At 70.5% G+C, this 9,850-nt stretch carries 7 protein-coding genes and 2 pseudogenes; 6 read left to right on the top strand and 3 right to left on the bottom strand.

Features of this window, described 5'->3' with window-relative positions; genetic code table 11:
- The 4 genes and pseudogenes from HMPREF0043_RS10290 to HMPREF0043_RS07225 all read left to right on the top strand — a co-directional run.
- Positions 1 to 1,960 (top strand): annotated as a pseudogene (locus HMPREF0043_RS10290) (hypothetical protein); the annotation flags it as partial.
- Entirely contained in the window at positions 1,961 to 2,635 is a 675-nt protein-coding gene (gene recR, locus HMPREF0043_RS07235) for a recombination mediator RecR (RefSeq protein WP_021602348.1), read from the top strand.
- Between the two features lie 143 nt (positions 2,636 to 2,778).
- A complete protein-coding gene (locus HMPREF0043_RS07230; RefSeq protein ID WP_021602347.1) occupies positions 2,779 to 4,047 on the top strand; it encodes an aspartate kinase in 1,269 nt (422 codons plus the stop codon).
- The gene (locus HMPREF0043_RS07225; RefSeq protein ID WP_021602346.1) at positions 4,044 to 5,081 is read left to right on the top strand and encodes an aspartate-semialdehyde dehydrogenase; all 1,038 of its coding nucleotides are present in this window, start codon (positions 4,044 to 4,046) and stop codon (positions 5,079 to 5,081) included. Before HMPREF0043_RS07230 ends, HMPREF0043_RS07225 begins: the two co-directional genes overlap by 4 nt.
- A gap of 225 nt (positions 5,082 to 5,306) precedes the next feature.
- Here the strand turns inward: HMPREF0043_RS07225 and HMPREF0043_RS07220 are convergent, their stop codons facing one another.
- The gene (locus tag HMPREF0043_RS07220) at positions 5,307 to 5,738 is read right to left on the bottom strand and encodes an Lrp/AsnC family transcriptional regulator (protein ID WP_021602345.1); all 432 of its coding nucleotides are present in this window, start codon (positions 5,736 to 5,738) and stop codon (positions 5,307 to 5,309) included.
- A gap of 159 nt (positions 5,739 to 5,897) precedes the next feature.
- Between HMPREF0043_RS07220 and HMPREF0043_RS07215 the strand changes: the two genes are divergently transcribed.
- Positions 5,898 to 7,076 (top strand): ornithine cyclodeaminase, encoded by a 1,179-nt coding sequence (locus HMPREF0043_RS07215; RefSeq protein WP_084432416.1) that lies wholly within the window; start codon positions 5,898 to 5,900, stop codon positions 7,074 to 7,076.
- Between the two features lie 185 nt (positions 7,077 to 7,261).
- A complete protein-coding gene (locus HMPREF0043_RS11880) occupies positions 7,262 to 7,759 on the top strand; it encodes a methylated-DNA--[protein]-cysteine S-methyltransferase (protein WP_021602343.1) in 498 nt (165 codons plus the stop codon).
- Between the two features lie 68 nt (positions 7,760 to 7,827).
- Here HMPREF0043_RS11880 and HMPREF0043_RS07205 read toward each other — a convergent pair whose 3' ends face one another.
- Together HMPREF0043_RS07205 and HMPREF0043_RS07200 are read right to left on the bottom strand one after the other, a co-directional pair.
- Complete coding sequence (locus HMPREF0043_RS07205) at positions 7,828 to 9,273, bottom strand: DUF4032 domain-containing protein (RefSeq protein ID WP_021602342.1); 1,446 nt, start codon at positions 9,271 to 9,273, stop codon at positions 7,828 to 7,830.
- Between the two features lie 131 nt (positions 9,274 to 9,404).
- Positions 9,405 to 9,850, bottom strand: a pseudogene (locus tag HMPREF0043_RS07200) (hypothetical protein); the annotation flags it as partial.

Below are 9,850 nucleotides of genomic sequence, written 5' to 3'. Positions count from 1 at the left end.
CCCCGCCGCCGAGCCAGCCGCTGCCGGCGGACCGGTGGACGCGCCCGGTTCCGCGGGTGCGAACGGCTCAGCCCCGGCGGGCGCGGGAACGGACGGTGCGAGCGGCTCGGGCGGTCCGGATGGCCCGAGGGCGCCAGCCCCGGCCGCGGCCGGCGCGGACGCCCCGGTTCCCGCGGGCGCCGACGCGTCGATCGTGCGCCAGCGATGGCGGGAGATCGTGGCCGCCGTCGCCCAGAATTCGAAGTCGACGGCGGCGCTCATCGACAGCCACGCCATGGTCGGCGCCATCCGGGACGGCGTCCTCCAACTCCAGTTCCAGACCGCGGGCCTGGCCACGACGTTCAACGACCGAGGCCACAGCCCCCGCGTCTCCCGGGCGCTTCACGACGTGCTCGGAGTGGACGTGCGCGTGAGGGGACTGGTAGGCGGTGAGGCCGGCCCAAAAGACCCCGCCCCTAGAGGGGCGACCTCGGCATCCGCCCCCCGTGCCGCCCGCGCGGCCGCACGGGCGAAGGCGCCCGCTGCGCCGCCGGCGAAGGGCACTGCCTCGACGGATGCGAAAGGCACGCCCGCTGCAGCCGCCGCGGAGCGGGCGACGCCGCCGGATACGGTTCCGCGGCAGGGAGAGCCAGGCCCACGGCAGCGAGACCCGGGCCCACGGCGTGAGGAAACGAGCAGGTCTGAATCCGGCGGCGACGTGCGCGGGGGACCGGATCCGCGGCACAAGGGAACGAGGCCGCAACGGCGAGAACCCGCCGCCCCCCAGGAGACCCAACCGGCAGACCGGCCTGCGCGTCGCAAAGCCGCCCCGTCCAAGGCCGCCCCGGCCCCACGCCGGGAGAACCCGCCGTCGAGCCGAGCTCCGATTCCGCCGGAGGCCCCGCCCCCCGACATCCCGATCCCGCCCTACATCCCCACGGAAGAGGACATCCCGCCCGAGGAACTCGAAGCGGCCTTCAGCCTTCCCCCAGCCGACGGGTTCGGCGCCTCCGACGCGGTGAAACCGGGGCGCGACCCCGCGGGAGTCCTCGCCCAGCTGATCGACGCGCCCGGCGTCGGCGCCTCCGCTCACGGCGGAGACGACGGCGTCGGTGAGAGTGACGGTGGCAAGAGCGGCGGTGGCGAAAGCAGGGCGGCTGCCCAGACCGGCGAAGGGACCGCCGGAGCGGATGAAGCCGACGAATCCGAGGCGACCGCCGGAACGGACCCAACCGCTCAAACCGCCGAGCTCGGCGATACGGCCGGTGAGCCCGCCGAGGCGGCCGGCGAAGCCACTGAGGCAGACGCCGGAGCCGGCGATGCCCGCGATGCCGCCGCTCTAGGCTCGGCGGATGGCGGCCCCGGGCGTGGCGAGCCCGGCCAAGCTGCGAAGGAGGATGCCAGTCCAGCCGCGGGCGGCGAGTCCGGCCAGGCTGTGAAGAACGACCCCGGGCGGGACGATATCCCCTTCTTCGCCCAGCGTATGCCCACCCCCGCGCCTCCGCCGCGGCAGACCCCGCCTCCGCCCACCGCCCCCGAGGCTGCCGCGTTCCCCAGGCCGGACCGTTCGCCTTCGCCGCACGACGCCGTGGGCTCTCCCGATTCTCCCGGCCCGAAGGGAAGGGGCGCGAACGGCGCCCAGTCCATCGGCGACAGGATCCGCGCCACCCACGGAGGCGGCGCCCCTGGAGGGGGAGTCGGTTCCCAGCCGCCCGCGGCGGGTGGCGGCCCCGACCTTCGCGGACGCCGCCCCTCCCAACCGGGCGAGAGCCCCCAGCGGCCGGCCGGAAAGCTCGGCGAGTCGGCGGAAACCGCGCCCGCCCGCCCGCCGTCGCCTGCCGCCGCGGCCAGCGAGGAGGACGAAGTCTCCGACTCCGACCCGGCCGTCTCCCAGTCGGACCTCGTCGGCCTGAATGTCGTACTATCGACCTTCAAGGGCAAGGTGATCGAAGAGATCGACAAGACCAGCGGAGGGCAGTAAATGGCGGGAATCTACGACGGCGCCGTCCAGGAGCTCATCGACGAACTCGGACACCTGCCCGGGGTCGGCCCCAAGAGCGCCCAGCGCATCGCCTTTCACATCCTCGACGAAGACCCCACCGAGGTTCAGGCGCTCGCCGACGCCCTGCTCAAAGTCAAGGAGCGCGTGCGGTTCTGCGAGATCTGCGGAAACGTCACCGAGGCCGACGTCTGCTCCATCTGCTCCGACCAGCGCCGCCTCGGCTCGGTGATCTGCGTGGTCGAAGAGTCCAAAGACATCGTGGCCATCGAGCGAACCCGCGAATTCCGCGGCCGCTACCACGTGCTGGGAGGCTCCATCAACCCCATCCAGGGGGTCGGGCCTGAAGACCTTCGCATCCGCGAACTCGTCAAGCGGTTGGGCGACGGCACCGTCACGGAAGTCATCCTCGCCACCGACCCGAACATCGAGGGAGAGGCCACGGCCGCCTACCTCATCCGCCTCCTCGTGCCCCTGGGCGTGGCGGTCTCGCGGCTCGCCTCGGGCCTGCCCGTCGGAGGAGACCTCGAATACGCCGACGAGATCACGCTCTCCAGAGCCTTCGAAGGCCGCCAGCGCATCCACACGCCTTCGGCCGCCGACGCGTCCCCGAACCCCGACGCGTCCCCGAACGCCGGCCCGCTCGATCCCCATTGATCGACCCTCGACCCCCATTGACCCACCCGCCGATCCGGCTGGAACCGAACTCACACTGTGATCAATCCCCGTGTCCATAGTCCGGTATCCCGGGTTCGCGGGATACGGGTGCCACTACTATTGGGCCGACCGAAGGAGAAGATGTGGCCCTAGTCGTCCAGAAATTCGGTGGTTCGTCCGTCGCGGACGCCGCCGCCGTCAAACGCGTCGCCCGCAGGATCGTGGAGACCCGGAAGGCGGGCAACGACGTCGTCGTCGTCGTGTCGGCCATGGGGGACACGACCGACGAGCTCATCGATCTGGCCAACGAGATCACCGACGAGGCCCCTGCGCGCGAAATGGACATCCTCCTGACCGCGGGCGAGCGGATATCGATGGCCCTCCTGGCGATGGCGGTCAACTCTCTGGGCGTCAGGGCGCTCGCCTTCACGGGCCAGCAGGCCGGCCTGCGCACCGACTCCCACTACGGCAAGGCCTCGATCGTCGGAGTCGTCCCCGAACGCATCCTCCGCGTCATCAAGGGCGGCGGCGTCGCCATCGTCGCCGGATTCCAGGGCGTCAACGACAACAACGACGTCACGACCCTCGGACGGGGCGGATCCGACACCACCGCCGTCGCCTTCGCGGCGGCCCTGAAAGCGGACGTGTGCGAGATCTACACCGACGTCGACGGCGTCTTCTCGGCCGACCCCCGCATCGTGCCGGGCGCCAGCCAGCTGTCGGTCATGACCTACGAGGAGACCCTGGAACTCGCCGCGCACGGCGCCAAGGTGCTCCACCTGCGAGCCGTCGAGTTCGCCCGCAAGTTCAACGTGCCCCTGCACGTCCGTTCGTCGTTCTCCAACAAGGAAGGCACCTGGATCGTGGACGAAAACTACAGCAAGAGCAAGGCCATGGAGGCCCCGGTCGTCGCCGGGATCGCACATGACCGCTCCCAGGGGAAGATCACGATCGCCGGCGTGCCCAACGTCCCCGGCACCGCCTCGAAGATCTTCGCGACCGTCGCCGCGGTGGACGGCAACATCGACATGATCGTCCAGAACACCGCCGTCGCCACGCCCGACAGCTCGAACCTCTCGTTCACGGTGCCGCAGGCGGAGATCCCCGCCGTCGTGGCCGCCCTCGAGGAATCCCGGGACAGGCTCAGCTTCCGCGAGATCCGGGTCAGCGAATCGGTGGGCATCCTCTCGGTGGTGGGAGCGGGCATGCGCTCCCACTCGGGCGTCTCCGCCGTGCTCTTCAAGACCCTCGGCGAGCTGAGCGTCAACGTCGACATGATCTCGACGTCGGAGATCCGCATCTCCGTCGTCGTGGCGCCCGAGCGCCTCGACGAGGCCTCTCGCGCCGTCCACACAGCATTCGGCCTGGATGCGGGCACCCGGGCCGTCGTATACGGAGGTACAGGACGATGACCACACTGGCAGTCGTCGGCGCGACCGGGCAGGTCGGCCGAGTCATGCGCACCCTTCTCGAAGAACGCGGCGTCGAAGCGGACAGAGTCCGATTCTTCGCCTCGGCGCGGTCGGCGGGCAAGACGCTGCCCTTCCGCGGCGAGGACATCACGGTCGAGGACGTCGCCACAGCCGATCTGACGGGCATCGACGTGGCCGTGTTCTCCGCCGGCGGCGCCACGTCCCTGGAATACGCCCCGAAGTTCGCGGCCGCGGGAGCCGTCGTGGTCGACAACTCCTCGGCCTGGCGGAAGGACCCGGAGGTCCCCCTCGTCGTCTCCGAGGTCAACCCCCACGCGTTGACGCACCGCCCCAAGGGCATCATCGCCAATCCCAACTGCACGACCATGGCCGCCATGCCCGTGCTCAAACCGCTCCACGACGCCTTCAGCCTGACCCGCCTCGTCGTCTCCACCTACCAGGCCGTCTCGGGATCCGGGCTGGCCGGGGTCAAGGAGCTGGACGCGCAGATCCGCGCCGGCGCCGCTCAGGACCTGACCCGCCTGGCCACCGACGGCTCGGCCGTCGACCTGCCCGAGCCCAGCACCTACGTGGCGCCCATCGCCTTCGACGTGGTCGCCCTGGCCGGCAAGATCGTCGACGACGGCACGGAGGAGACCGACGAAGAGCAGAAGCTGCGCAACGAATCCCGCAAGATCCTCGGCATCCCCGACCTCGCCGTGTCCGGCACGTGCGTGCGGGTCCCCGTCTTCACCAGCCACGGGCTGTCGGTCAACGCCGAGTTCGCCGCGCCGGTGAGCCCGGACGAGGCCCGGGAGATCCTGGCGGCGGCGCCCGGAGTCGAACTGGCCGACGTGCCGACGCCGCTCGCCGCGGCGGGCAGGGACCCCTCCTTCGTCGGGCGCATCCGCCGAGACCAGTCGGTCCCCGGCGGGCGCGGCCTGGCCATGTTCGTCGTGAGCGACAACCTGCGCAAGGGCGCGGCCCTCAACGCGATTCAGCTCGCCGAACTCGTCCTAGCCGACCTCGGCTGAGCCAGGCGCCGATTTCGGCGGGGATCCGCTTCCGGCGCAGACCGGCTTCCGGCAAGGGTCCGTGCCGCTGTCTCCGCGCGGCCGGCCGCGCCCATGCCTCCGGCCTTCGTCCGCGCCCGTGCCTCCGGCCTTCGTCCGTGCCCGTGGCCTCACCGGCCCGCCGTATGCGACTGACGGAGGGGGACTTCCGCGCCGCTGCATCCGCCAGCGGCAGCCGCCGGCGCCTCACGCGAGCACGGAGCGCAGCAGCAGGCTCGTCTCCGAATGGTAGATGCCCGGAATGCCGCGGATCATCGACAGCGTCACATCCACCTCGGCCAGGGAGGGGACGCTTATCTCCGCGATGAGGTCCCATTCGCCGTTCGTCGCGTGCAGGCCGGTGATCTCCGGCAGCCCGCGCAGCTCCCGTATGGTCTCCTCCATCGAGGGGCCCTTGATCGCCAGATGGCAGATGGCGCGGACCCGGCCCTCTTCGGCCTGCCCGGCGACGCGCACCGTGAATCCGAGGATCACCCCCTTCTCCGAGAGCGACTGGATCCGCCGGGTGACCGTCGCGCGGGTCACGCCCAGCTTCCTCGCCAGCTCGGCCACCGGGGCGCGCCCGTCGGCCCGCAATGCGGCGATGAGGGCGTGGTCCAGTGCATCGAGATCTCTCATGCGCACAATGCTATATCGCAGTGAGCACAGTGTTCCGCCGTTGCGTGGAAGTCGCGCGGAAGTGGTCTTGCCCGTGCGTATCGCCTTCTCCTACAGTGTTGCCACTAAAGCCTTGGAACCGCGTGAAAAGCACGCCCATCGCGAACGAAGGAGGAACACGTGCGTTTCGTCGACGTGAGGAACATGCGACGCTGGATCGCGTCCGCCGGCCCCGAAGCGGCCATCACCGGCATGATCGATGCGCTGGAGGCGAACTTCCGCCGCTGGCCAGAGTTCGAGCTCCGCCCGCGCGTGGCCTCCCATTCGCGCGACGGGGTCATCGAGCTCATGCCTACCTCCGACGGCGCAACCTACGGCTTCAAATTCGTCAACGGCCACCCCGCCAACCCTGCGCGCGGCTACCAGACCGTGACCGCATTCGGGGTCCTCGCCGACGTCCACAACGGGTATCCGCGCTTCGAAGCGGAGATGACCCTGTTGACCGCCCTGCGCACCGCCGCCACCTCGGGGCTGGCCACCAGGCTCCTGGCGCCTGCCGGGCCCTGCGACCTCGGCTTGATCGGAGCGGGCTCCCAGGCCGAGTTCCAGACCTTGGCCGTCCGGGCCGTCCGCGACCTGCGGGCCGTCCGCGTCTTCGACGTCGACCGCGCCGCCAGTGAGAAGCTCGCCCGCAACCTCGCCCCGTTGGGAATCGACGTGCGCATCGCCGGCTCGGCGTCCGAAGCGGTCGAAGGGGCGAACGTCGTCACCACCTGCACGGCCGACAAGCGCAACGCCACCGTCCTGACCCTCGACGACGTCCGCCCCGGCATGCACATCAACGGCATCGGCGGCGACTGCCCCGGTAAGACCGAGCTCGACGAGCGCATCCTCGACCTGGGCCCCGTGTTCGTCGAGTACGCCGAGCAGACCCGAAGCGAAGGCGAAATCCAGGCCAAACCCGCGGACTATCCCGTCACCGAACTCTGGGAAGTCCTCACCGGCGTCGAGCCCGGACGCACGAGCCCCGAGCAGGTGACGATCTTCGACTCCGTAGGCTTCGCCGTCGAAGACTTCACCGCCCTGCGCTATCTCGAGGAGGCGGTCGACGGCACCGACCTCTACGAGGAGATCGACCTCATCGCCGACCCGGAGGACCCCAAGGACCTCTTCGGCCTCCTCGCCGCCCCGGAGGACCCCAAGGACCTCTTCGGCCTCCTCGCCGCCCCGGACGAGGCCCCCGACCCCGAGTGGATCCGGAAGGCCGCTTCCTCCCGGAGCCGAACAGGCTTGGCCGAGGCCCTACACGGCGAGATGCCCCGCCTGGTCGCCGAGGCGGACGCCGCGGCCCACCGGTAGGCTGACGCCGGGATTCGGACTGGGGCCGCGAGGCCGCCGGCACCGGGCCGCCGGCTCGAATCGGCACCCGACCGGAGCCGCCGTGCGGGGCCGTCGCCGCCGTGCGGGATCGCCGGCACCGGGCAGCGATCCGTTCAGGCGCCGCTCCCGCAGGTTCCGCCGCCCCCTCGTCGAAAGGAAACCGCGTGATCCACTCGCTGGCCGAGTCGCCCCTGGGCCCCCTGACCATCGTGTCGCACGAGGGCAGGCTCCGCGCCGTCTACTGGCCGGGGCACCGCGGAGCCCCGGCCCCGAGCGCCTTGGGGGAGCGCGTGGAGGACGCCCTGCCCGCCGCTACCCGACAGCTCGCCGAATACTTCGAGGGGACCCGCCGGGAGTTCGACCTCCCGCTCGAAGCCGTCGGCACCCCCTTCCAGCGAACCGTGTGGAAGGCCCTCGAAGGAATCGGATACGGCCGAACCGCCACCTACGGCGAACTGGCGTCCGCCATCGGGCGGCCCGGCGCGGCCCGCGCCGTCGGAGCCGCCACCGGACGCAACCCCATAAGCATCGTCATCCCCTGCCACCGGCTCGTCGGCGCCTCGGGCTCCCTGACGGGCTACGCGGGAGGGGTCGAATGCAAACGGTTCCTGTTGCGCCTGGAAGGAGCGGAGGCGATCGACCCCGGCACGCCGCGAGGCTGACTCCGAGGAAGGGGACGGTTCCCGATGAGCGCCGATCGGCCCCGGCACGCCGCGAGGCTGAGCGGGCGCTAGCTGCCCGACTCGGCGGACGGCGCGGTGCCCCCCGTGGACGCGGTGTTCCCCGTCGCGGCCGTCCCGCCCGAATCCGCGGTCATCCCCGAGGGCGCCGTGTTCCCCGACGAGGGAGTGCCCCCAGGAGGCGTGAAGGCGGTGCCCTCGGAGGGAGTGCGGGCCGAGGCCCCCGTGGGCGTGATCGCGCTGGGCCCCGTAGGCGTGACGACGTAGTCGGTGTCCCCGCTCGTCGGGCCGAGGAAGGAGCGCTCGTCGCGCTGATGCCGCAGGATGTTCTCGACGAAGCTGGCCACGGCCTCCTCCGTCGGGATGTCCCGCCCCGCCTGCTCGGATATGAACCACCGGTGATCGAGGATCTGGTGGAAGAGCTCGGCGGGTTCCAGCTTTCCCATGAGCTCGGCCGGGACGGCGTTGATGGTCGGCTGGAAGACGTGTGTCATCCAGTCGTGGGCGATGACGGTCTGCGGCACGGCGGCGCGGTCGGTCATGACGCGGTACTGCTGGATGTCGTTGATGAGCCTGCGAGCCTGGTTCTCCTGGACGTCCATGCCCGTCAGACGCATGATCTTGCGCGAATAGTGCCCGGCGTCGACCACTTTGGGCTGGACCGACAGGCGGGCCCCGTTCAGGTCGGCCGATATCGTGATCTCGCCGACTTCGAAGCCCAGGTTGTTGAGCCGTTCGATCCGCTCCTCGACCTTCCACCGCTCGTCGGCGGAGAACGAGGACTCCATCGTCAGGTCGTCCCACAGGTCGTGGTACCGCTGTGAGAAGCTGTTGCCGACTTCGATCGTGTCGTAGTCGGAGGGGAGGAGGCGACCGGCCTGCAGGTCCATGAGCTCGCCGATGATGTTGGTGCGCGCCACGTCGATGTCGTATTCGCGTTTGCCGTCGGTCAGGTGGTCGTAGAGCTCGCCGGTCTCGGCGTCCACGAGATAGGCGGCGAACTCGCCGGCGTCCCTGCGGAACAGGGTGTTGGACAGCGAGACGTCTCCCCAGAAGAAGCCGAGGAGGTGCAGCCGCACCATGAGCACGGACAGCGCGTCGATGAGGCGCCGTATCGTCGCCGGGCGCTGGTGCTTGCCGAAGAGCGCCCGGTAGGGAAGAGAATAGGGGAGGTGCTCGGTCACGAGGGCGGCGTTGAGGGGCTCGCCGCGTGAGTCGACCCGTCCCGAGATGACCGCCAGAGGCTCGACGCACGGGGCGTTCAGCCGCATGAGGTCGCGAAGCATCCCGTATTCGTGGGCCGCCACCGGCTGTCCGATCTCCTTGATCGCCAGGATGCGCCCGTCGACGCGGACGAAACGGACGATGTGCCGCGAGATTCCACGGGGAAGCGCTTCGACGATGCTGTCCGGCCACTCCGAGAGAGGCGCCCGCCACGGTAGGTCGAGAAGCGCGCCGTCGGCTCGTGCAGCCATGATCCGCAGAGCATGCTCCAATGCAGTGTACCTTCCGTCAATAGATCGGGCGGACGCGCGCTGTCGATCGAGCCGCGGCGTCCCGTCCGAGCGGTGGAAGCCGGGCGCGCAGCCGCACCCGGCTTCCAGTTCTATCCGCTAGCGGTCGATTCTCACCGAACGACGAAACGATTCCCCGTCAGGGCGGAGAAGTGATGCGTCCGCTCGGGGTCGGGGGCGAGGTAGATCGTCGACCCCTGCTCGGGGACGACCTCGGGCTCGATTCGCACGGTGACCTGGTTGGACTCGTCGCCCGAACCGAACTTCGACGTCTCCCGCTCGGCCCCGGCGATCGTACCGTAGACATAGGCGTCCGAGCCAAGGCTTTCGACGAACGTCACCTTCAGGGGGATGGCCGAGTCGAAGGGCTCGGCCGTCCACGCCAAGGCCTCGGGCCGGAAGCCCAGGACGATCTGCGGGGTGACCTCCCTGGAGCCGGCGGCCTGGTCGTCGTCCGCCGGCTCGGCGTCGCCACCCGGCGAGGGAGCCGAGGCGGGTCCGCCCGCCTTCTTGTACTCCTCTTCGAGCTGGCGGACGACCTGCGGCGGGAGGAGCACCG

This window comes from Actinobaculum sp. oral taxon 183 str. F0552 (assembly GCF_000466165.1).
GTDB lineage: Bacteria > Actinomycetota > Actinomycetes > Actinomycetales > Actinomycetaceae > Peptidiphaga.
Note: the sequence above shows the minus strand (reverse complement) of the source record. Positions and strands in the feature narration are given on the sequence as shown.